Below are 22,232 nucleotides of genomic sequence, written 5' to 3' on the forward strand. Positions count from 1 at the left end.
GAACTAAACAGAGACCAAACGACCCGAAACGGGTCGGTTGATCTCTGTTACTTTAGGCCATATAAAATTCCCCGTTGGGATCAACATCGATGGTAATGGCCTGACCTTCGTGGACATTGCCCTTGATGATTTCTTTACCAACCATGGTTTCAATGTGTTTTTGTAAGTAGCGTTTCAGCGGTCGAGCCCCATAGGCCGGGTCAAAACCCATCTCAATAACGGCATCAATCGCTTCCTTAGTCAGGGTAACCGTGATGCGACGTTCTTCCAGGCGTTTTTGCAAATCGTTTAAAAGCAACGTGACAATCTGACTGATGGCTTCCTTGTTGAGTGGTTTGTAGAGCACAATTTCATCAATCCGGTTTAAAAACTCCGGTCGGAAATAGCTCTTTAATAATTCCATCACAGCTGCTTCGGTTTTTTCAGTAATTTCCCCAAATGCGTTGATTCCCTCCAGCAGATATTCAGACCCGATATTGGAGGTCATAATGATGATCGTATTTTTAAAATCGACGGTGCGCCCCTGGGAATCAGTAATCCGGCCATCATCAAGGATCTGCAGTAAAATATTGAAGACATCTTTATGCGCTTTTTCAATTTCATCCAGTAGAATGACAGCATAGGGTTTACGGCGAACTGCTTCGGTGAGCTGTCCACCTTCTTCATAACCAACATATCCCGGAGGTGCCCCGATTAACCGTGATACCGAAAATTTTTCCATGTACTCACTCATATCAATCCGGATCATATTTTCTTCGCTGTCAAAGAGAGTAGCGGCAACCGCTTTGGCCAGCTCGGTTTTCCCAACCCCGGTGGGGCCCAGAAACAGGAAACTGCCAATGGGGCTGTTGGGGTTTTTAATCCCAGCCCGAGAACGGATAATGGCATCAACCACTTTCAGGATTGGTTCTTCCTGCCCTACAACCCGTTGCTTCAAGGTATCTTCCAGCGCCAGCAGTTTTTCCCGCTCGCCTGAGACCAGCTTGCTAAGTGGGATATTGGTCCAGTCGGAGATGATTTCAGCAATTTCTTCCTCCGTGACTTTTTCACGCTTGAGACTGTTGTCATCATTTTTTTCATCGGTTTTACGTTTGATTTCTTCTATTTTAGCGGTCTTTTCTGGAATCAGACCGTACTCCAGTTCTGAGGCTTTGCGATAATCCCCTTCCCGGATCGCTTTTTCCCGCTCGTAGGTGAGCTGATTGAGTTCTTCCTGAAGGGCTTTTAGTGTATCGGCGGACTGCTTTTCGTTTTCCCATTGCATACTCATGGTGTTAAAGCGTTCTTTATATTCCACCAGTTCTTTTTGGAGTCGTTCCAGCCGTTCTTTACTGAGAGTGTCTTTTTCTTTTTTAAGGGCCACTTCTTCAATTTCCAACTGCATCATTTTGCGGCGCACCTCATCCATTTCCTCCGGCATGGAGTCCATTTCGGTGCGAATCTTAGCACAGGCTTCATCAATCAGATCGATGGCTTTATCCGGTAAAAATCGATCCGAGATATAGCGGTTTGACAGGGTAGCGGCTGCCACCAACGCAGTGTCAAGAATCTGAACGCCATGGTAACGTTCATAGGTATCTTTTAAACCTCTAAGAATTGAAATGGTGTCTTCCACGGTTGGCTCGTCCACCAGCACCGGTTGGAAGCGGCGTTCCAGTGCCGGATCTTTCTCAATATACTGACGGTATTCGTCCAGGGTGGTAGCCCCAATACAATGGAGTTCCCCTCTTGCCAGCATTGGTTTTAGCATATTGCCGGCATCCATGGCGCCTTCAGTTTTACCGGCGCCGACGATATTGTGAAGCTCATCGATAAACAGGACAATTTCACCATTACTGTCGACTACCTCTTTTAAGACCGCTTTGAGTCGCTCTTCAAATTCACCGCGATATTTGGCTCCGGCTACCAGAGCCCCTAGATCCAGGGCAATGATTCGTTTGTCTTTAAGACCTTCCGGCACATCGCCAGCAACGATTCGCATTGCCAAACCTTCGACGATAGCGGTTTTACCAACCCCCGGTTCCCCAATCAATACCGGATTGTTCTTGGTTTTACGGCTTAAGATCCGAATCGCATGGCGAATTTCAGCATCCCGGCCAATAACCGGATCGAGTTTGTTATCAATGGCATCCTGTACCAGATCGTGACCATATTGGCTGAGGGCTTCATAGGTAACCTCGGGATGGTCGTTAACCACCCGCTGGCCGCCTCGCACTTCTTTTAGAATATTTTCGACTTCTTTTTTGGTAATGCCATAACGCTCCAAAATTTCCACGGCCTTGGATTTTTTGCCGAGACTGTAGAGCGCCAGTAGGATACACTCCACAGAAATATACTGGTCATCGAGTTTTTTGGCTTCTTTGTACGATTCGTTTAAGACCTTATCGGTGTCACTACTGATATAGACCTTTCCCTGTTCCCGACCGGGACCAGAAACACTGGGCTTTTTGCCAATTTCCCGGCGCAGTTCTTCGGCAATGGTGTGGGAATTCTTACCGAGCCGATCAAAGATCCGCCCAACTACTCCGTTTTCCTGGGTGATCAGCCCCATCAACAGATGCTCCGGCTCTATTTCCATGTGGTTGTATTCTCCGGCAATCAGTTCTGCCGTTTTGATTGCTTCTAATGACTTTTGGGTGAATAAATTCATATCCATAATTGTACCTCTTTTTTATTGGTTATTTTTTTTATAATCTTCACGATAAATACTTTCCAGAAGGTTCGTGAGTTCTTTCGCTTCGGCTTCATCAACCTTCGAAAAATAGACGTTCATGGCTCGGTCAATCATTTTTAAATAACGGGTCAGGTTATCGGTGACCGTTTCAATGTCCTGGGTTAACTCGGCCTCATCCTCAAACGCCCGAATAAACTTATGATTTGTCAAATTTTCTGCTAAATCCCGATGAGCTCCCTGCTGCGCTTTTTCAATGTCAGCAATCAGCTTGAAAAATTCGTCAAAATGATCATTTAGATTTTCAGATTTGGTTCGGGAGCTGATTTTCAGTACTGCATACTTGCCCCGCTTGCTGCTGATAAATTCATAGCTGTAACGTACCTTGGGACGATACTTATATTTCAAACTCTTGCCGAATTGGATACTGGAGTTTTTGTTAATTTGGCTCACTGACAGGGTATCACTAAAGTTTTCATCCAGTTGTTCCAGGATTTTCTGGATTTTCTGCTCCGGGGTCACCAGTCCGATTTTCTCGGCCAGGATATCATTGATCAGTTGGGAGCGGTTGGTATTATTTTCATAGGCGATTTGATCTATCTTCTCAACTATTTCATCGAATAGCATTAAACTGTATACACTTTTTATCATATCATCACTCCTTTTAAATAAATTATATTATTATAAGTTTAATTCGTCAATCTATTTATGTATATTAGATTGCATTTTTTGTTATTCTCAGATTTATTTAAGGTTATTATTATTACTCATACCCAATTTTTTTATCAGTAACCTCAACCTAACCCAAAAAGAACCTGAATGCCGGATGGCATTCAGGTTCTTTTTTTACGGAAAGATTATTTTTTTATTAGATTAGGAATAATGGAGCAAATACTAATGATACAATTGTCATCAATTTGATTAAGATATTAATCGATGGTCCAGAAGTGTCTTTAAACGGATCACCGACAGTATCACCAACAACAGCTGCCTTATGAGCATCACTGCCTTTTCCACCATGAGCGCCGCCTTCAATGAATTTCTTGGCGTTATCCCAGGCACCACCGGCATTCGCCATAAAGATGGCCATCAATACCCCGGTAACCAATGCTCCGGCTAAAAGACCGCCTAAGGCATCTGCACCCAGAATCAGACCCATAGCCAAAGGAGCAGCCACGGCCATTAAACCGGGCACAATCATCTGTTTTAAAGCTGCAGCTGTAGAAATATCCACACATTTAGCATAATCCGGTTTTTCGGTACCTGCCATAATGCCTGGGAATTCCCGGAACTGACGACGCACTTCTTCGATCATTTCATTAGCCGCAGAACCAACTGCTTCCATGGTTAGAGCTGAGAACAAAAATGGCAGCATCCCACCGATAAACATCCCGATGATAACATTGGGATTTAAAATATCAATGTTTTTTAAACCAACGGTCTGTGCATAAGATGCAAACAATGCCAAAGCAGTCAACGCTGCCGAACCAATCGCAAAACCTTTACCGATAGCAGCTGTGGTGTTTCCAACGGCATCCAGTTTATCGGTGATTTGACGCACTTCTTTTGGCATTTCAGCCATTTCGGCAATCCCACCGGCATTATCGGCAATAGGGCCATAGGCATCAACAGCAATGGTCATTCCACAGGTAGACAGCATCCCAACCGCTGCCAGCGCAATACCAAAAAGACCAAACGATGCATACGCAACAAAAATTGCAACTGCCATGGCCAGAATTGGAAACATGGTGGATTTCATCCCCACGCCCAAACCACTGATAATGGTAGTAGCTGGTCCCGTTTCTGATTGTTGGGCAATGTGTTGTACTGGTTTGTAATGTTCAGAGGTATAATACTCAGTTAATTTACCAATAATAATCCCAACTGCTAAACCAGCAACGATCGCAATAAATGCTGAAGCTCCACCAGTAAAATAGTTAGACAGGAAGTAAGACGCTATCACAACCAGAATTCCACTGACATAGGTACCCATGTCCAGAGCGCGTTGCGGATTACCACCCTCTTTACCACGAACAAAGAAAGAGCCAATAATCGAAGCAAAAATACCAACGGCGGCTAACAGCATTGGGAATAAGATCCCATCAAAACCATCAAGTGCTAATGCACCCAAAGTGATGGCCGAGATAATTGAACCTACATACGATTCAAATAAATCCGATCCCATCCCGGCAACGTCACCAACATTGTCCCCAACGTTATCAGCGATAACTGCAGGGTTACGCGGATCATCTTCCGGAATGCCAGCTTCAACCTTACCAACCAGGTCAGCACCAACATCAGCTGCTTTGGTATAGATACCACCGCCAACACGACCGAATAATGCAATTGAAGAAGCACCCAGACCAAAACCAGTTACAATGGTAACATCTCCAAATACTAAGTACAGAGTACTAACACCCAGCAGGCCCAAACCAACTACACACATACCCATAACCGCACCGCCGGAGAACGCCACTGAAAGTGCTTTATTCATCCCGCTGGTTTTAGCAGCATTAGCAGTTCTGACATTGGCTTTAGTGGCTACCTGCATCCCAAAGAATCCGGCCAGGATTGAAAAAATAGCCCCAACCAGGAAACATACCGCAGTCATAATCCCCAAACCAGGTGTAACCGTTAAAATAATAAATAAGACAGCGATAAAAATTGCGATCATTTTATATTCACGTTTTAAAAATGCCATGGCACCTTCGTGGATATAACCAGCGATCTCTTTCATTCTGTCGCTACCGGCATCAACTGTAGTTACGCGTTTTGCAAAAATAAGCGCAACAAGCAACGCCACGACTCCAATAGCTGGAGCCAGAAACAATAATTCCATTCTCAATTTCCCCCTGTAAGTTTTTGCATCCCTCTAAATCTGATGCCTGTTATGATACGATTGAATAAACGAATGCCGACAACATGAATAAAACACCTGAGATTTTGGTTGCTTTTTCTAAAACGCCTTCAAATCCTTTGGCTTTTTTCTTTCCAAATAAGGTCTCAGCACCACCTGCGATGGCTCCTGACATCCCGGCTGTTTTTCCTGGCGACAACAGTATTGCTGCAATCAGAACCAAGCTGGAAATCAGTAAAACGACCAATAAAGCTTCTTTCATTAGTATCACCTCCGTAAATAATCGTGCACGTTATAATATCATAACCAAAAAACATTTTCAATCATAAAAAAAGTCTCAATCGAGACTTTTCTCATGTAAACGGTCACAATTTTTGCATTTTTGCTTTATTTTTCCTTAATCAGTGTTTCACCGGTCATTTCGGCCGGTTTAGATAGTCCCATCAAATCCAGTAGCGTCGGGGCCACATCTGCCAGACGACCATCGTCTCGCAATGCAACATCACCATCGCCCAGTAGAATACACTTAACTTGATTGGACGTATGCGCAGTAAAAGGCATGTGGGTTTCATAGTCGATCATTTTTTCGGCATTGCCATGGTCGGCAGTTACGATCACCTTCCCACCTTTTTCAAGAATCGCATCGATGACTTTTTTGGCACAGGCATCCACCACTTCCACTGCCTTTTCGGCGGCTTCGAAAATGCCGGTATGTCCGACCATATCGGCATTGGCAAAGTTAAGAATCATCAGCTGATACTTCTCGCTTTCAATGGCCGCTACGGCTTTATCGGCTACCTCATAGGCACTCATCTCCGGCTGCAAGTCATAGGTTGCCACATGAGGGGACGGTACCAGAATCCGGTCTTCCAGCGGATATTGCTTTTCCAGACCACCATTGAAGAAATAGGTAACATGGGCGTACTTCTCAGTTTCGGCAATACGTAACTGGGAAATCCCCAGATTACTGAGATATTCACCGAGGGTATTGTCAATCGTCACCGGTTTATAGGCAATTGCGACATTTTCAAAGGATTTATCGTATTGGGTCATGGTCACATAATAAAGCCCCAGATAGCCGGTTTTACGCTCAAATTCCTTAAACTCCGGATCAATAAAAGCTCTTGTCAATTCTCTGGCCCGATCCGGGCGGAAATTAAAGAAGATGATGGTATCACTGGCTTTAATGGTTTTATCTTCGGCCGTGTCAATAATCGTCGGCAGCACAAACTCGTCAGTTATTTTGGCAGCATAGGTTTCTTCCATAACTTGGACGGCTGATGCAGCATGGTTACCGGTACCCACGGTCATGGCATCATAGGCTTTTTCGACCCGATCCCAGCGATTATCCCGATCCATGGCATAATAACGACCCATGATGGTAGCGATCTTACCGACCCCCAATTCTGTCATTTTTGCTTCCAGCGACTTGACATGACCCAAGCCACTGTCAGGAGCCGTATCCCGGCCATCCATCAGACAGTGAACATAAACCCGATCCAATCCCTGTTTTTTGGCCAGATTCAATAAGGCGTAGAGATGACATTCATGACTGTGTACCCCACCATCCGACAACAATCCCATCAGGTGTAGGGCTCCGCCCTTTTGTTTTGCCGATTTAATCCCGGCCAGAAACGCTTCATTGGTGAAAAAATCGCCATCCTCGATGGACTTAGTAATCCGTGTCAGTTCCTGATATACGATCCGGCCAGCGCCCAAGTTTAAATGACCGACTTCAGAATTACCCATCTGACCTTCGGGCAGACCAACACCAAGACCACTGGCGGTGATGAGGGTATGCGGGCAGTCCCGGGAGATAGTGTCAAGAAACGGTGTTTGGGCCTGTTCTACAGCATTGCCCTCAGTACATCTGGTAAAGCCGTAGCCATCCAAAATAATCAGGGCGGTTAAATTTTTATTCATATGATCACACCTTTCGGTCGAAATATTTTAGTTACATAAAAAACTGCCATGAGCTTCAGAGCGTTTGTAATTTCATCAACGTTTCAGGCGATAAATGATCACCCCTAAGAAATATGCATGACAATCGAGTATCAATTAGGCATCGCAATAAGTTTATAGTTAGTAGGGGCGATTCGTAATCGCCCGCACTACGCAATCGATTGAAATACTAAAACTTCACAATCTCTGAGAAAGTCGGTTTTAGGGAAGCGCCGCCGACCAGTGCACCATCAATGTTATCCATGGCCATCAGGTCTTTGATGTTTTCGGGATTGACCGAACCACCGTATTGAATACGGACTTTTTGGGCCGCATCTTCACCAAACATTTTAGCAATGGTTTGTCGGACCCATCCGCAGGCTTCATTGGCTTCTTCTTTGCTGGCAGTTTTACCAGTACCGATCGCCCAAATCGGTTCATAGGCAACTACGACCTTAGTAATGTCGTCAATGCCTTTTAGTCCAGCTTCCATCTGACCGACCACCTTGGTTTCTGCTTTACCGCTCTCCCGCTCTTCCAGCGTTTCACCGCAGCAGACAATTGGGGTAATCCCCAGGCTCAGGGCTTTAATGGCTTTTTTATTAACGGTTTCGTCGGTTTCGTTAAAGTATTCACGTCGTTCGGAGTGGCCAATCAAAACATATTTAACACCGATCGCCTGAAGCATCTCACCAGAAACTTCCCCAGTATAAGCACCACTCTTTTCAAAATGCATATTTTGAGCACCAATACCAACATTAGAATCCTTAGCCAGTTCCACCGCTTTTTGCAGACCCAGATAGGTGGGACAAAACACCACCTCAGCTTCGGCCCCTGCCACCAATGGCAACAAGGTATTCATCAATTTTTCGGTTTCGAAAATATCATTATTCATTTTCCAGTTTCCGGCAATAATTGGTTTTCGCATTTTACTCTCCTTATTTATCTTGTAAGATTTCAATTCCGGGCAGTTTTTTTCCTTCCAGGAATTCCAGTGAAGCGCCACCACCTGTGGAAATATGGCTCATCCCCTCTTCGTAGCCAAAGATTTTTACTGCAGCTGCGGAATCACCGCCGCCGATAATGGTAATCGCATCGGAGTCTGACATCGCTTTGGCAACAGCTTCGGTTCCTTTAGCAAAAGCTGCCATTTCAAATACCCCCATGGGGCCGTTCCAAATCACAGTTTTAGCGCCTAGAATTGCTTTTGTAAAGTTAGCCGCCGTTACCGGACCAATATCCAGTCCCATCGAACCGGTCGGTATGGCATTGATATCCACTACCACAAAGGGCGCATCCGCTGCAAACGCTTCAGCTGCGACCACATCTACCGGCAGCAACAGGTTAACCCCTTTTGCTTTTGCTTTTGCCACCAGCTCGTTAGCCAGCTCCATCTTATCTTCTTCCAGCAGTGACTTTCCTATTTCATACCCCTGGGCTTTCAGGAAGGTAAAGGCCATGCCGCCACCAATAATCAGGGTATCTACTTTTTCCAGCAGATTGTTTATAACCCCAATTTTGTCAGAAACCTTTGATCCACCCAGAATCGCCACAAAGGGACGTTCCGGGTTTTCCAGTGCTTTGCCCATAAAATCCAGTTCTTTCTGAATCAAAAAACCGGAAACACCTGGTAAAAACTCAGCGATTCCCACCGTTGAGGCATGAGCCCGGTGAGCCGTTCCAAAGGCATCATTAACAAAGACATCGCCAAGGTTGGCCAGTTCTTTCGAAAAGCCCTGATCATTCTTCTCTTCTTCCGCCCGAAAACGGGTGTTTTGAAGTAACAGAACCTCCCCGGGTTTCAGTCCCGCTGCGGCAGCAACAGTCACCGATCCAGTTACCGCGCCGTCATCATTAAAAATAACCGGTTTTTTAAGTAGTTCCGATAGTTTTTTTGCGACCGGTTCCAAAGAGTATCTGGGGTTTGGCTGATTTTTAGGACGACCCATATGCGACATTAAAATCAGTGAAGCACCCTGATCAAGAATATAATTAATTGTTGGTAACGCGGCAGTGATCCGGGTTTCATCAGTAATGATGCCGTTTTCATCTAAAGGCACATTAAAGTCCGCCCGCATTAATACTTTTTTTCCTTTTAAATCGATATCAGATACGGTTTTTTTACTCATCTTTTTATCCTCTCGGTTAATATTTCAGTTATCACAAATTACTGTACCGACCAATCTAGCGGTACTGCTTTTGTTTTATTCCTAACTGTTTGTTTGTAATAATCGCTTTATAAACAATTTCAGAAGCAGTTGCAATGGTTTTGCAAAAGCTTCTGAAAAGTTTTTTGAATAATATTGATTCTGTTTGTACTCAGTTTAGCTGATTAAAATTTTGTGGCAACATATTCTGCCAAACGGATTAACTGGGCCGTATAGGACATTTCATTATCGTACCAGGCAATAATCTTAACCTGCTGTTTTCCACCTTCTACATTCATAACCCGAGTTAAGGTTGCATCAAAAAGAGAACCATATGACATTCCGATAATATCAGTAGAGACCACTTGTTCTTCATTATAACCCAGCGTTTCATTGGCGGCTGCCTTGACAGCGGCGTTAATTTCATCAGCAGTCACATCTTTTTCCAGTACGCAGGTCAGGTCAACCAGCGAGCCTGTGATGACAGGTACCCGCAGTGCAAATCCATCCAGTTTACCATTCAGTTCTGGTAAGACTTTACCAACAGCGGCAGCGGCACCAGTAGAAGTCGGAACGATATTCTGAGCAGCCGTACGACCTCTTCTTAAATCACGATGCGGAGCATCCAGGGTTGCCTGATCATTGGTATAGGCATGAACGGTGGTCATTAAACCGCTAACTAAACCAAAACTGTCATTTAATACCTTAGCTACTGGTGCTAAACAGTTGGTCGTGCAGGAAGCTCCACTGATGACTGTTTCGGTGCCATCGAGAATATTTTCATTAACATTGAAAACAATGGTCTTCACATCACCCTTGGCTGGTGCAGAAATAATAACTTTTTTAGCGCCAGCTTTGATGTGTTTGCCTGCTCCATCTTTATCGGTGAAGAAACCAGTTGATTCGATGACAACATCAACACCAATGGTGCCCCATGGTAAGTTTTCAGGATCTCTTTCTGCAAAGATTTTAATGGCCTTTCCATCAACTACCATTGTATCATCTTTAACCTCGATGGCATCCTGCTTGAATTTTCCCTGGGCGCTATCATATTTTAATAGGTACGCTAAAGTTTTTGCGTCGGTTAAATCATTGATAGCCACAACATCAAACGCCGGGTTATCTGCCATTAATCGGAATGCTAAACGACCAATTCTTCCAAAACCATTAATTGCTACTTTTACAGACATTTTATCTGCCTCCTTAAAATAATATTTACTGAATATATACTCAGTCAGACACCCGCTATTTAGTATCTGACATGGTTTGCAGTTTTCTTAATATTTCTCTGGCTGCGCTTTCATCAGTGATCAGAACCATGTTTTCCCGAATCCGACTGACTGCAATAATTGCCTCGGCCTTTGTAACCCCACCTGCTACTGCAATGGCATGGGGTATTTTTTTGAAATTCTCAGTACCTATGCCAATGGTGCTAGATGGTGAAATAACCTGCCCGTTAATGTCAAAATAGTGACCAAAGGCCTCAGCCACAGCGCCCTGTTCCAGAATTTTACGTTTTTCTGCTGTTGACAAGTTTCGCCAGTCAGCCAGCACATCTGCCCTTCCCAAACCAAAGATGAAAATATCGATGTTGTCCATCTTATTGAATACCCTTTTTATCTCCGGATAATCTTTTAAAGCTTCCAGTAATCGTTGGTCGATGTTGTCCGGCAAATGAAGTAGCTCGTAATTGGAATGCAATTTGAGACCCATTTCAGCCACCACATTATTTGCCTGGGTGGAGTGGCTTTTTCCGATCCCACCCCGAGCGGGGATCACATATACATCGGGATAGAAGGCTTCTCGCATTTCATCAGCTACCGCAGCCGTACAGCTGCCACCGGTTAATGCCAGGGTGTCCTTATACTTCATCACCGATAACACATATTTTGCGCCGGAGCGTCCCATAAATCGCAGCACTTCATAGTTTATATCCATATCGCCGGGACAAATAATCACCCGTTTAAGATGGAGTCGATCCATCAATTCTTTTTCCAGCTGTTCCAGGCCATTATAGGTATAAAGCAAACACTTGAGCTGAATCAACGCTTCATTACCAGCATCAGTGATCACAACACCCTGTCGTTCCACCGAAACCAGTTTTTGCGTTTGAAAAAAATCGATCTCATTACGAACCTGACGCTCACTCATATCCAGAACAAATGCAAGATTTCTCCGTCCGATGGGCTGCTCACTGCTAATGGTCGACAAAATATTGTAACGCATTTCAATGAGACGATTCACTTCCGGAGCGACTAACTGTTGAAGCTCAATGACTTCCTTACTGATTTTTAATTGATTTGACACAGAATCACCCTTCTTTCGGATACATGCTCACTTTTGTCCCACTGGGACAAAATCATTATACCCCATTTTAAATTTAAAAACAAGTTAAAAAACACCAAAACCTAAAAAGATAATCCCAAACCCAATTTTACGAAAACTGCAGGCATTTGTTCGTGATTTATCGGTAATTAGTTTTTGGTCATCAATCTAGCGGTATTCTTTTCGTTTGGAGGAAGGTTGGATCAACAGCGCTTCCCGATATTTGGCAACGGTTCGCCTGGCCACATCCAGGTTTTTGTCCTGTAGTAATTCCGAAATGCGCTGATCACTCAGGGGTTTTTTCTTATCTTCCTGATCAATCAGCTCCTGAATTAATCGTTTGATTGCATCGGACGATCGATCTTCCTCGCCCTGAGAGTATCCCCGTTTAAAGAAAAATTTAAGCGCAAAGGTTCCTTTTGGTGTTTGAATATATTTTCCCCGAATTGCCCGACTGACTGTCGACTCATGAACTTCAATGGTCTCAGCGATTGTCTTAAGCGTCAGTGGCCTTAAATCTCCGACCCCTTCAAAGAAAAATCCCCGCTGGGATTCAGCGATGGCGGTAATGACTTTTTTTATCGTGTCCCGTCGCTGTTCGATGCTTTTAATTAAAAAAGCTGCACTATCGAGCTTTTTTTCCAGATAAAGTTTGGTTTCATCATTTTTATCCGAATTTTTCAGGAGTCCTTTATAATAATTATTGATCCGCAATCGGGGTGCCGACACATCATTAACCTTCACCACCAGCTCGTCATTGACAATTTCAATGCTCCCATCAGGAATGACGTACGAAACCCGCTCCGAACAGGAGAATTCCCGGCCGGGTTTTGGCTCCAAGGTTTTTATTACTTCTTTGAATTCATAAACATCTTCAATGGTCAAGCCTGTTTCCTGGGCAATCCGTTTAAATTGGTTATCAGCCAGATCAATCAGATGATTTTTGACAATGTCCATGAACACTTCATCATCATCATATCCCATTTGACGCAATTGAATCAGCAAACACTCTTTTATATCCCGGCATCCCACCCCACTGGGATCAAAACCTTGAATAATCGTTATCATTTTCTGAACCCGATCTTCATCGACTTCCAGAGTATTTTTAACATAATCCATGTCAATGAGCAGATAACCATTATCATCAATACAATCGATCAGATATTCAGCGATCCGCTTTTCTTCTTCACTAAAGCTCTTTTCCTGCAGGGTAAACTGAAAATGCAAATATTCATTCAGGGTTTTTTCCTGAGACGTAAATTTTTCAAATCCGTACTCATCATCATTATCAGCAATTGGCTGAAGCTGGCCCCGATAATCTGAATTTTCCATACTGGAAAAATATTCATCCCACTGGATTTCCTCCTTAGGTTGTGGCTCCGGATTTGGTTCTTCTTTAACCAAATCGCCTTTTAGTGGTCCACCATCCTCGTTAATTGGTACCACCTCTTTAATGGAAACCTCATTGAATTCCAATACCGGGTTCTCCATGATTTCGGTTTCGATCAGGCCATTCAGTTCCATCGCTGTCAGCTGCAAAATCTCAATGGACTGACGCATCTCCTGGGTCATAATCAGTTTTTGGGTTTGGGTAATATTTAAATCAAATTTGATATTCATTTCTACACCTGATTACACTTTATTTCTAAAATCAAAAAAGACTAACTTTCGTTAGTCCTAATCATATCACAATTTACTTGCGTTCTTCAATGTATTTGATCACATTTACAGCGGCAATGGCCCCATCTGCCGTAGCGGTAACCACTTGTCGCAGCGATTTTCGCCGGATGTCACCGGCGGCAAAAATCCCCGGAATGTTGGTTCGCATTTCATCATCAGTAATCAGATAGTCCCGGGCATCCCGTTCCAGCTGACCCACGAATGCCTCTGAATTTGGTTTTTGACCAACAAAAACGAAAACGCCATCAATGGGCACGTCCGTGCACTCACCTGAAACCACATTTTTAACCCTAATGCTTTCAACCTGTCCGTTGCCTTTGATTTCCTCCACGACGCAACTAAGCATCTTCGATATTTTTTCATTCTCGTTAATCCGCTGCTGTAAAATTTTAGCTCCCCGAAGCTCATCCCGGCGATGAATAATAATAATTTCACTGGCAAATTTTGTCAGGTATAAGGCTTCTTCCAAAGCAGTATCGCCGCCACCGATGACTGCCACCTTTAATCCCTTGAAAAAGTTGGCATCGCAGGTGGCACAATAGGATACCCCCATCCCCCGCAATTCCTTTTCGCCTTTACAGCCAATCAGCTTGGGTTCTGCTCCAGTTGCCATGATGATGGTCTGTGCTTCCAGATTACCGGCATCGGTTTCGACAATAAACCCCGAGTTCGTTTTCTGAAAACGGAGATAGGTTCGGGTGGCAAACTCCACCCCGAATTCTTCACATTGCTGGCGCATCCGCTCAGTCAGACCAGGGCCGGTGCTGTTCGGAGGAGACCCGGGATAATTTTCAATTTCCCAACTGGTGGCTATTTGTCCACCAATGCCACCCTTTTCAATAATCAAAACTTTCAATGCCCCCCGGGCAGCGTAGATCCCAGCTGCTAAACCGGCTGGTCCAGCACCCACGATGATTGTATCATACTGCATTTTTACACCTCTTCATCTTTATGTTACCCCGATAATTAGGGTTCTTCATTCATAATTTTACTGGTGGTGATAAATTCTTCCATCTGTTTTTCGTTCTCTTTGACGATTTCTTTTTTATACTCATCATATCGGTTTTCTTTGACAATCTCAAGCGATCGGGTTTCCAATTTCAAGTTCTTTACCACTTCAATCTGTACATCGATTTTTTCGGTAATCTCATCAATTCGCTTCTCAACAATTTGAATCTGTTCTTTGAGAAAGGACATATAGTGAAGATAAACCTGACAAGCTGTGGCTGTAATCGATGCAGCCATGTCCCGTTCATAATTTTTCCTACTTTTCTCCAGCTGATCTTCAAGATCCAGCTGTTTATCCATTTCTTCGCTTAATTGTCTTGTCAACCCACCCAATATCATCATTTCATTTTCAAGATTCTGATCTTTGTAGGAAAGCAACTTTCCTAAATGGAATTGAAATTTTTTCATAAGACGGCCTTCTTCATGGCTTCAATGCTGTCATCATAGAAACACTTTTCATCAACCTTTTGTTGCAGAAACTTATTAATGCCACCAATTTTCTTGATCGCAATGTCAAGCGACGGATTGGTTCCACTTTTATAGGCACCAATGCTGACCAGATCGTAGTTGGTATCATACACCGACATCATATTCCGCATGGAAGAAGCTGCCTCCATCTGATCTTTACTAACGATGTTGGACATCAATCGGCTGACGCTGTTGAGGACGTCGATCGCCGGATAGTGATTTCTGGCGGCAATCTTACGGGAGAGCACGATGTGTCCATCAATAATCCCCCGGACGGTATCGGCTACCGGTTCGTTCATATCATCGCCTTCAACCAATACAGTATAAATTCCGGTAATTGAGCCGGTTTCAAAATTTCCGCTGCGCTCCAAAAGTTTTGGCATCATCGCATAGATGGACGGAGTATACCCCCGGGCTACCGGTGGTTCTCCGGTGGCCAAACCAATTTCCCGCTGAGCCATTGCAAAACGGGTCAGGGAATCCATCATCAACAAGACATCATTCCCCTGATCCTTAAAATACTCGGCGATGGCTGTCGCTGTCAATGCACATTTCATTCGCTGCATCGGCGGTTGATCCGAGGTCGCCACCACGATCACTGACCGTTCCAGACCGGCCTGACCCAGATCATTTTCCAGAAACTGCCGTACCTCCCGGCCTCGCTCACCAACCAGGGCAATGACATTGACCTGAGCTTTAACGTTGCGGGCAATCATTCCCATCAGAGTACTTTTACCGACGCCGCTACCGGCAAAAATTCCCATTCTCTGTCCCTTACCAATCGTCAGCAGACCATCGATCGCCTTTACCCCAAATTCCAGGATATCGCCAATACATGGCCGTGAAAAAGGATTTGCGCCGCTACTCTGAATATCGTAGGGCATCGTATCTACGATGGGGCCACCCCCATCGATGGGTTCCCCCATGGCATTAACAACCCGACCAATCATCTTATCAGACACACCAATCTTCAGGGATGATCCGGTTGGCTCGACAATATTGCCGAAACTAATGCCCTCTGGTTCTTCATAGGGCATCAGCAATACTTTATTGCCGCGAAACCCAACCACCTCCGCCAAAATATAACGGTCGGCATTCTGGTCAAAGATTTTACATAAATCACCAATGCTGCACTCCGGGCCCACCGATTCAATCATCATTCCCACAACTTTTTCAATCTTACCAAAATAATGATAGGTTTCTGCCCGTTGAATGGCTTTGCAAATCTCAGCTTTATTCATTCTTGCCTCCAGTTACGAACTCTGTTCGATGGCTTTCTCCAATTGCTCTAATTGTACCGGCAAACTCATATCAATGACCGAATCATTGGTTTCCACCATGATCTTATCCTCATCCTTTAAGATAATCACTTTGGATTTTTTAGCCAGCTTCTTTAATTTTTCTGACATTTCTTTGTTAATATGAAGATCAAGGGTTTTCTGGTTCTCCGATAAATAAATTTTTAAATCCTCTTCATCACCATGAATCACCTCATCAAAGAATTTTAAAAATAAATCCCGGTCTTCATGAACCTGATGTTTCATGATTTTTTTGGCGATTTCAAAGGCGATATCCAGCAACTCCTGTTCCTGATTTGCTAGCGCCTGCTGCCTTTCAATGCTGATTACATCCAGCAGTTCTTTGATCTCCTGGAGCTTGTTATCAATTTCTGTAGCGGCCTGAGTCATGCCTTCGTGAAGCCCTTCTTTTAAGCCAGCCTGAAAGCCCTCCTGGGTACCATCCCGAAAGCCTTCTTCATGCCCCGTTGCATAGCCCTGAGAAAACCCTTCCTGATAACCGGTTTCCTGCGATTTTTCCTTAATCTCCTGGCTGGCCCGAATGGCTTCTTTCATTAGTTCATTGGCGGCGTGCATGGCTTCGACACTGTCATCATGGTCAATTTTACTTTCAACTGTTTCGGGGTTTAAAACCGGTTGACCTTCGCTACTCTTTTCTGTTTCCGGTTGAGTCGTTATTGGCATTACCACCGGAGCAGTTGTTTGAGAAACCCACTTCGCTTTTACAATACTAGACAATGATCTCGTCCTTTCCACCCTTTGATGTTACGATTTCGCCTTCTTCTTCCAGTCTTCTGATCACCGAAACGATCTTCTGTTGGGCTTCTTCCACGTCACGAACCCGCACATTATGGAGGAACTCCATTTCACTCTTGACGGTTTCACCCATTCGCTGAGACATGTTTGCAAAAATCACATCGGCAACGGCCTTGTTCGCCCCTTTAAGAGCAACAGACATTTCTTTGGTGTCGACTTCCTGCAGGAAGCGTTGAATCGACATGGAATCGAGAATGACAATATCTTCGAATACAAACATACGCTTTCTGATTTCTTCAGACAATTTGGCATCATTTTTGCTGAGTTCATCAAAGATGTATTTTTCTGTACCGCGATCAATGTTGTTCATAATTTCAGCAATATAATTGATACCGCCAACTTCCAGTAAATCGAAGGATACCACCGATTCAAATTTACGCTCAAGAATGGTTTCAACCTGTCTGATAATCTCCGGTGAGGTTCGATCCATCCGGGCAATCCGCTCCACCACCTCAACCCGAATACTCTTGGGCAGCTCAGAGATAATCGCCGAAGCCTGATCCGCCCGGGCATAGGATAACACCAACGCAATGGTTTGGGGATGCTCGTTCATGATCATATTCATCAGGTTTTTATAGTCAGCCTTGCGAATAAACTCAAAGGCCTTGGTTCGTAAGGTTTTTGTCACCCGTTCTAACAGAGCACTCCCCTGCTGAACACCAAAAGCCTTTTCCAGCACATTTCGGGCATAGTTTATCCCGCCTTCAATATAGACCTTCTGGGCAACACAAAGACCATAAAACTCGTCAATAACCTGATCAGCCACCTCTGGAGGAACACTTTCCTGCCGGGTAATCTCGTAGGTTAAGATTTCTATTTCATCTTCCTGTAAGTGTTTATAAATGTTGGAAGCAATATCGGCTCCCAGGGAGATAACCACCTGGGCTGCTTTCTGTCTTGGTGTTAAGGTAATGTCCATATTTGTCAACATCCTTCATTCGATATGAATTTATTCACTTTCATTCTTCAGCCATGATTTAAACAACTGCGCTGCAATTTCTGGATTTGTGGTGGCGAACTCTTTAATTTTTTCCTTTTTATCATCTTTAAGTGGATGAATTGGCTCAATTGGTTCCATTTTGTCTGCCGCCAGTACTCCAAACAAATCATCTGTTTCAGTATCTTCACCGGTTGCAAAGGCTTCTTCGATTTCTTTGCCTCGCTTGCCCCGTTTCTTTTTCTTTTCTTTGCCTTCGCCCTTTTTCTTTTTGCCTCTGGTCAACACAAACAACAGCACCAGCAACAGCAGCAATACCCCTGCGCCAATTCCACCAAATACCAGTAATCGCTCTGTGGTAAGAACCGGTTCTTGTACGGGTTCTTCTTCTGCCTGGACAAATTCAAAATTCCGCACGGTAACACTTTGCGGGGTTACCCCGGCAGCAAAGGCCACTAGTTGCACCAGATTCTCCCGAGCTACCGGGGTCATTGCCGGATCGTTGATGGCAATCCCAATCGATACGGTTTCGATGGCCGGATCCAGCTTTTCAGTTTGGGTAATTTCCTGGCTCACCGAATATGTGGTGTTTTCATTGATTCCGGTAACAACACCACCGTTGTTAAGCGCATTCTGAGCGTAGGTGGTGACATCGGTATTTCCAGTGGTTCCGGCAACACCGCCAACCGTCCCATCTTCGTTGGCAATCGCCATACTGGACGATTCCTGATTGATCACCCCAGAATTGTTGCCATCCGGCGAAGGCGTATAAACTGTAGCTTCCTGCTTAACGGCGTCGGTATTAAGGGTCGCCGTTACCGATACCTTAAACTGTGAAGGATCATACGGACCATCTAAAACATTGTTCACCTTTTGGGTAAGGTCATTTTCAATCGCTTTGGTCAGCTTCATCTTGTATTCGCTACCATTGGAAGCTGTCAAACTATTGGCCAAATCATTGCCTTCACCATCCGTTAGGGCAATATTATCTTTTGTCAGTCCAGCCACTGATTTAGCCACCAGGTTCTGGATTCCTGCGATTTGCTCTTTCGTCAGGGTTGCCCCGGTTTCTAAATGAATAATAACCGATGCGGTGGTGGCTTCGGTTTCCTGTAAGTAAAAAACATTTTCAACCGGTACAGAAATCGTAACAATGGCATCACTGACTCCGTCCAGGGTTTTTATACTGGCGCCAATCCGCTCCTGTAGTTGCATGTTTTCGTATTGCTTGCGTTCATAATCGGTAGACAGCATGCTGCTGTTTTCCTTGATCACATAATAGCTAAGGCCATTCTTGGGATAGCCAGCTGTGGCCAGCTGCATACGAACCTGCGCTTCCTGACCTTCTGGAACCATAATATTGCCACTGGCATCCAGCTTGACATCGACTTGCATATCTGTCAGGGCAGCCATAATTTCGGTTGTTTCAGCCTGAGTCAGGTCTTCAAAAAGCGGCACGTACTCCTTGTAATTGAGCATCGCAGTCAATCCGATGGACGCCAATAAGACCAGCACAACCCCACCAATCAACAAAATCTTGACTTTTTTGGATGTTCCGGTCCATAGGTTTTTAATTTTCTCTAAGTAGCCCTTTATCTTCTCATTCATCGTCTTTTTTTATCCATCCAAAATGTTTTATGTCAATCCCGATTCGTAAATCCGTGCATACAAAGAGGGGATACTGAACATCAAATAAAATTCTCCGATCGGCATCCTCCACCAGGTTTAAAAGGTATTTCTTCAAGTTCAAATTTACAAGCCGGTGTTCATAACTGTCTGGTATGCTTCCAACACCTTATTACGGAGTTGAACCATGGTTTGCAAAGCTACATCCGCCTTTGCAGTGTTGATCATCATGGTGTGCATATCATCCATGTTACCAATGGAAAGATTGTATGCGTCTACCTTGGTGACAGCTTCAGTTTCTTCCACATTGTTAATCACATCATTTAAAATATTCTGAAAATCGCCAGCTGCGCCGGTTTCTGAGGCTGTAGTTGTACTGGCAGCAGGGTTACCAGTAACCGAACCAATACCAGTTGTGCCCATAATTGAGGTCATTGGAACTATAAACATAATTTTCTCCTTTTATCGGCCAATTTCCAGGGCCTTTAAAACAATTGATTTGGTCGCATTAAACGCCGTCACATTGGCTTCATAAGCCCGACTGGCACCCATAGCATCCGTCATTTCCTGGGCGGTATTCACATTGGGATACATAACGTAGCCCTGGGCATTGGCATCGGGATGGGTGGGATCGTAAACTGGTACCAGTGCAGATTCGTCTTCGATGACAGCCTCAACCTGAACGCCCTCTTTTTGAACCACACCAGTTGCTGTTTTTAAGGCATCCTGAAACGTTCCGGTACTGACGCTGCTCAGTACGGTCATTTTTCTGCGATAAGGGCCACCAGCTTCGGTTCTGGTTACCTGGGCATTAGCAATATTCTGGGAAATTATATCCAACCGATACTTTTGTGCCGTCATTCCTGAGCCGGAAATATTAAAAGTACTTAAGAAACTCATTGTTATTTTCCTCCGTTAACCGCATATTTTAGCCGGGAATAAGAGTCCGAGAACCCCCGAACCAGATAGTAATACTGCAACACCGACTTGGACATATCAATATTTTCTGATTCCAGATCGACGTTGTTTTCATCCAAGCGACTGGAGGTTGCCCCCTCATAGACGCTGATTTTTGAATTTTCGATGGACTCAATGCTTTCCATCTTGTCAAGAAAAGCGGTGGAACTTCCCGTGGTCTTTAGCTTATTTATTTCAGCTTTTAATGAATCCTCAAAGTTGACTTTCACCGCTTTATATCCCGGTGTTTCAGAGTTGGCAATGTTATTGCTGGTAGCCTTTTGGCGTTGCCAGGTACCATCCAGAGCTTTTTGATATAAGGCAGAGGTTATCGAATCACCAATCATCATGGCCTCCTTTTGTGCCGGTTTGATCACCAGCCGAAATTTCAAAATTATCTTATTATCTGTTTTATTAAAACTATTTTCGCATATGTTGCTACTAAATCGCAAATTACAATACTCTCGTACAGTAACATAATACCATAATTCACTGGAAACGACAAATAGAAATATCCCCTATCTTAGTTGTAATTAAGTTAGGTACGCCTACACTTATCCATCTTAGAATAATTATTGCAAATTTTATCAAAAATACTATAAATCAATATCATAATATTGTCATTCTGATCTGCATCTCTATTATATTCTGCCACACAAAAAAAAGCAACTACCGTTGCTTTTTTAAAGGCGCTCTATTCAATTTATTTTTTAGCATCCAAGAAGGTGCCATAGCTTGGGGTCAAACTAATTTCGTAGTCAGCCACTTTTTGGTTTTGCTGGTTTTTTTTCAAATCCTGTAAGGTTTTTTGCTGTTCTGCTTTGATCAACTGAATGCAGTTTTGATCCATATCTGTAATAAGTTTGATCAAACTGTCGATCTGCCCTTTTTCTTCAATTGTACAGATCTGATTTCCCTTAAGCTCTGCGAACTGATCTTCCATATTTTTTAATCGGAGCAGCAACTGATCCCGTTCTTCCAAGATTGTTGCCAGATTTTCCCAGTCCTCAATGCTACTGAGAATTTCTTCACCTTTGGTTACATATTCTTTCAGAATAAGAACTTTTTCCTGACATAATTCATGCAAATTAGCATTCATTTTAAAGTCCCCGGGATTTTGCAGGATTACTGATTTTTTCTGCTTCCTTAAATGAGTCTTTTAGATCAATAATTAAGCCTAATAGACTTTGCATTAATTGAATGTCCTTACTGGCATTGGCTTCCCCCAATTTAGCAAAAATAAAACTGTACATTTCATTGAGTTCAACTGAAATGGGGTATTGCATATCCAATGAAAGATTCAGTGAATTGATAACCTTCTGCGCTTTTGCAATACAATTATAAGCTTTTGCGAAACTATCCTTCTGAATTAGGATAATGCCCATTTTTACCTGTTTTTCGGCTTCTTCAAAAAGTTTAATGACCACCTCTCCTTTTGATAAAGATTCAATGGCATAGCGCTTTGATTCCTGATAAGCGTTAGCATATTGCATTACATCCC

General features: G+C 43.8%; 21 protein-coding genes. All 21 read right to left on the reverse strand.

What is annotated here, in order from left to right:
* Window positions 1-52: 52 nt before the first annotated feature.
* The 21 genes from clpB to fliS all read right to left on the reverse strand — a co-directional run bounded on the left by clpB (window position 53) and on the right by fliS (window position 22,224).
* Window positions 53-2,656 carry an ATP-dependent chaperone ClpB gene (gene clpB / locus Q7P33_RS15435; RefSeq protein ID WP_303871638.1) on the reverse strand — a complete coding sequence of 868 codons (2,604 nt, stop codon included), beginning with the start codon at window positions 2,654-2,656 and terminating at the stop codon, window positions 53-55.
* A 15-nt stretch (window positions 2,657-2,671) separates the two neighbouring features.
* Window positions 2,672-3,322, reverse strand: a complete 651-nt coding sequence (locus Q7P33_RS15440; RefSeq protein WP_303871639.1) for a hypothetical protein — start codon at window positions 3,320-3,322, stop codon at window positions 2,672-2,674.
* A gap of 217 nt (window positions 3,323-3,539) precedes the next feature.
* Complete coding sequence (locus Q7P33_RS15445; protein ID WP_303871640.1) at window positions 3,540-5,510, reverse strand: sodium-translocating pyrophosphatase; 1,971 nt, start codon at window positions 5,508-5,510, stop codon at window positions 3,540-3,542.
* Window positions 5,511-5,559: 49 nt separating this feature from the next.
* Window positions 5,560-5,790 (reverse strand): preprotein translocase subunit SecG, encoded by a 231-nt coding sequence (secG, locus tag Q7P33_RS15450; protein WP_070370159.1) that lies wholly within the window; start codon window positions 5,788-5,790, stop codon window positions 5,560-5,562.
* Window positions 5,791-5,915: 125 nt separating this feature from the next.
* Complete coding sequence (gpmI, locus tag Q7P33_RS15455; RefSeq protein WP_303871641.1) at window positions 5,916-7,451, reverse strand: 2,3-bisphosphoglycerate-independent phosphoglycerate mutase; 1,536 nt, start codon at window positions 7,449-7,451, stop codon at window positions 5,916-5,918.
* A 208-nt stretch (window positions 7,452-7,659) separates the two neighbouring features.
* Entirely contained in the window at window positions 7,660-8,397 is a 738-nt protein-coding gene (gene tpiA / locus Q7P33_RS15460; RefSeq protein WP_303871642.1) for a triose-phosphate isomerase, read from the reverse strand.
* A 10-nt stretch (window positions 8,398-8,407) separates the two neighbouring features.
* Window positions 8,408-9,598: a phosphoglycerate kinase gene (gene pgk, locus Q7P33_RS15465; RefSeq protein ID WP_303871643.1), complete on the reverse strand. Its 1,191-nt coding sequence runs from the start codon at window positions 9,596-9,598 to the stop codon at window positions 8,408-8,410.
* Window positions 9,599-9,801: 203 nt separating this feature from the next.
* Complete coding sequence (gap, locus tag Q7P33_RS15470) at window positions 9,802-10,806, reverse strand: type I glyceraldehyde-3-phosphate dehydrogenase (protein ID WP_303871644.1); 1,005 nt, start codon at window positions 10,804-10,806, stop codon at window positions 9,802-9,804.
* Window positions 10,807-10,861: 55 nt separating this feature from the next.
* On the reverse strand, window positions 10,862-11,923 hold the full coding sequence (locus Q7P33_RS15475) for a sugar-binding transcriptional regulator (RefSeq protein WP_303871645.1): 1,062 nt from the start codon (window positions 11,921-11,923) through the stop codon (window positions 10,862-10,864).
* Window positions 11,924-12,109: 186 nt separating this feature from the next.
* Complete coding sequence (gene rpoN, locus Q7P33_RS15480; protein ID WP_303871646.1) at window positions 12,110-13,561, reverse strand: RNA polymerase factor sigma-54; 1,452 nt, start codon at window positions 13,559-13,561, stop codon at window positions 12,110-12,112.
* A gap of 73 nt (window positions 13,562-13,634) precedes the next feature.
* Window positions 13,635-14,552 carry a thioredoxin-disulfide reductase gene (trxB, locus tag Q7P33_RS15485; protein ID WP_303871647.1) on the reverse strand — a complete coding sequence of 306 codons (918 nt, stop codon included), beginning with the start codon at window positions 14,550-14,552 and terminating at the stop codon, window positions 13,635-13,637.
* 35 nt (window positions 14,553-14,587) lie between these two features.
* On the reverse strand, window positions 14,588-15,037 hold the full coding sequence (locus tag Q7P33_RS15490) for a flagellar FliJ family protein (RefSeq protein WP_070370152.1): 450 nt from the start codon (window positions 15,035-15,037) through the stop codon (window positions 14,588-14,590).
* Window positions 15,034-16,338: a flagellar protein export ATPase FliI gene (fliI, locus tag Q7P33_RS15495; RefSeq protein ID WP_303871648.1), complete on the reverse strand. Its 1,305-nt coding sequence runs from the start codon at window positions 16,336-16,338 to the stop codon at window positions 15,034-15,036. Before fliI ends, Q7P33_RS15490 begins: the two co-directional genes overlap by 4 nt.
* A 12-nt stretch (window positions 16,339-16,350) precedes the next feature.
* Complete coding sequence (locus tag Q7P33_RS15500; protein WP_303871649.1) at window positions 16,351-17,133, reverse strand: FliH/SctL family protein; 783 nt, start codon at window positions 17,131-17,133, stop codon at window positions 16,351-16,353.
* Complete coding sequence (gene fliG / locus Q7P33_RS15505) at window positions 17,126-18,130, reverse strand: flagellar motor switch protein FliG (RefSeq protein WP_303871650.1); 1,005 nt, start codon at window positions 18,128-18,130, stop codon at window positions 17,126-17,128. Before fliG ends, Q7P33_RS15500 begins: the two co-directional genes overlap by 8 nt.
* A 30-nt stretch (window positions 18,131-18,160) precedes the next feature.
* On the reverse strand, window positions 18,161-19,756 hold the full coding sequence (gene fliF / locus Q7P33_RS15510) for a flagellar basal-body MS-ring/collar protein FliF (RefSeq protein ID WP_303871651.1): 1,596 nt from the start codon (window positions 19,754-19,756) through the stop codon (window positions 18,161-18,163).
* Between the two features lie 144 nt (window positions 19,757-19,900).
* Window positions 19,901-20,224 carry a flagellar hook-basal body complex protein FliE gene (gene fliE / locus Q7P33_RS15515; RefSeq protein WP_303871652.1) on the reverse strand — a complete coding sequence of 108 codons (324 nt, stop codon included), beginning with the start codon at window positions 20,222-20,224 and terminating at the stop codon, window positions 19,901-19,903.
* Between the two features lie 12 nt (window positions 20,225-20,236).
* Window positions 20,237-20,674, reverse strand: a complete 438-nt coding sequence (gene flgC / locus Q7P33_RS15520) for a flagellar basal body rod protein FlgC (RefSeq protein ID WP_303871653.1) — start codon at window positions 20,672-20,674, stop codon at window positions 20,237-20,239.
* A 2-nt stretch (window positions 20,675-20,676) separates the two neighbouring features.
* Window positions 20,677-21,123, reverse strand: coding sequence for a flagellar basal body rod protein FlgB (flgB, locus tag Q7P33_RS15525; RefSeq protein ID WP_303871654.1), 447 nt, complete (start codon window positions 21,121-21,123; stop codon window positions 20,677-20,679).
* Between the two features lie 311 nt (window positions 21,124-21,434).
* Entirely contained in the window at window positions 21,435-21,830 is a 396-nt protein-coding gene (locus tag Q7P33_RS15530; RefSeq protein WP_303871655.1) for a flagellar protein FliT, read from the reverse strand.
* 1 nt (window position 21,831) lies between these two features.
* Window positions 21,832-22,224 (reverse strand): flagellar export chaperone FliS, encoded by a 393-nt coding sequence (gene fliS / locus Q7P33_RS15535; RefSeq protein WP_303871656.1) that lies wholly within the window; start codon window positions 22,222-22,224, stop codon window positions 21,832-21,834.
* Between the last annotated feature and the right edge of the window lie 8 nt (window positions 22,225-22,232).

The sequence above is a fragment of the Acetobacterium wieringae genome, from assembly GCF_026646375.1.
GTDB classification, from domain to species: Bacteria; Bacillota; Clostridia; order Eubacteriales; family Eubacteriaceae; genus Acetobacterium; species Acetobacterium wieringae_A.